Source organism: Quadrisphaera sp. RL12-1S, assembly GCF_014270065.1.
Classification (GTDB): Bacteria; Actinomycetota; Actinomycetes; order Actinomycetales; family Quadrisphaeraceae; genus Quadrisphaera.
On the sequence record NZ_JACNME010000026.1, the window covers coordinates 1 to 1389 of the forward strand.

At 77.2% G+C, this 1389-nt stretch carries 1 protein-coding gene; it reads right to left on the minus strand.

The window, feature by feature from the left end:
• Positions 1-1228, minus strand: a 1228-nt coding sequence (locus tag H7K62_RS21400) for a DEAD/DEAH box helicase (RefSeq protein WP_370591892.1), incomplete at its 3' end; no start/stop codon positions are given.
• Positions 1229-1389: the final 161 nt, after the last annotated feature.

A 1389-nucleotide genomic window follows, 5' to 3' on the forward strand; every position in this document is an offset into this window, starting at 1 on the left:
CGCGCGAGCCGGACCCGCCCCGCCGCGACCCGCCGCTGCGGGCGCCCGCGGAGGCGCGAGCGGGCTGGGCCGGCGGCGCCGGGGGCGCGGGCTCGACGTGGGGAGCCACCTGCCCGGTCAGGCGCACGACCACCTCGGACTCGGCCGTGGTCCGCTGGTGGAGCTCGGGGGTGATGCGGGCCTGCCGCATCATCTGCGCCACCTCGCGGCCCTGCTCGGGCAGCACGACGGTCACCACGTCACCCCCGGAGCCCGCGCGGGCGGTGCGCCCGGAGCGGTGCAGGTAGGCCTTGTGCTCGGTCGGCGGGTCGACGTGGACCACCAGCTCCACGTCGTCGACGTGGATGCCGCGCGCGGCGATGTCGGTGGCCACCATGACCTTGACCTCACCGGAGGAGAACGCGTCCAGGTTCCGCACCCGGGCGTTCTGGGAGAGGTTGCCGTGCAGGTCGACGGCGGGGATGCCCGACGCGGTGAGCTGCTTGGCCAGCTTCTTGGCCTGGTGCTTGGTGCGCAGGAACAGCACGCGCCGGCCGGTGCCGGAGGCCAGGTGCCGCACGACGTCGGTCTTGGCCGTCGCGTCGGCCACGTGCAGCGCGTGGTGGGTCATGGCCGGCGGCGGGGCGGTGGCGCTGTCCACCGAGTGGGTCAGCGGGTCCACGAGGAAGCGCTTGACCAGCACGTCCACGCCGTTGTCGAGCGTCGCCGAGAAGAGCAGGCGCTGCCCGCCCCGGGGGGTGGCGTCCAGCAGGCGGCGCACGCCCGGGAGGAAGCCGAGGTCGGCCATGTGGTCGGCCTCGTCGAGCACGGTGACCTCCACGCCGTCGAGGGTGAGCTCGCGCTGGCGCAGGAGGTCCTCGAGGCGGCCCGGGCAGGCGATGACGATGTCGACGCCGGCGGCCAGGGCCGTGACCTGGCGACCCTGGGGGACGCCGCCGAAGATGACGGTGGTGCGCAGGCCGGCGGCCTGCGCGAGCGGCTCGACGGTGGCGGCGATCTGCGTGGCGAGCTCGCGCGTCGGGGCCAGCACGAGACCGCGGGGACGGCGGGGGGTCCGCGGAGCGGAGCCCGCTGCGACCCTGGCGACCAGCGGCAGCGCGAAGGCGATCGTCTTGCCCGAGCCGGTGCGCCCGCGGCCGAGCACGTCACGTCCGGCGAGGGTGTCCGGCAGCGTCGCCGCCTGGATCGGGAACGGGCTGGTCACGCCGCGCGAGACGAGGGAGGCCACGAGCGGGGCCGGGACGCCCAGCTCGGCGAAGGACGCTCCGGTGTCCGGAGCCTGCTGGGCCTGCGGCGCCTGCTGGGCGACCGGTGCCGCGGGCGCCGCGGGCGCCGCGGGCGCCGCGGCCCGGGGGGCCGCTGCGGGGGCGTCGGCGGCCGGCCTCGCGG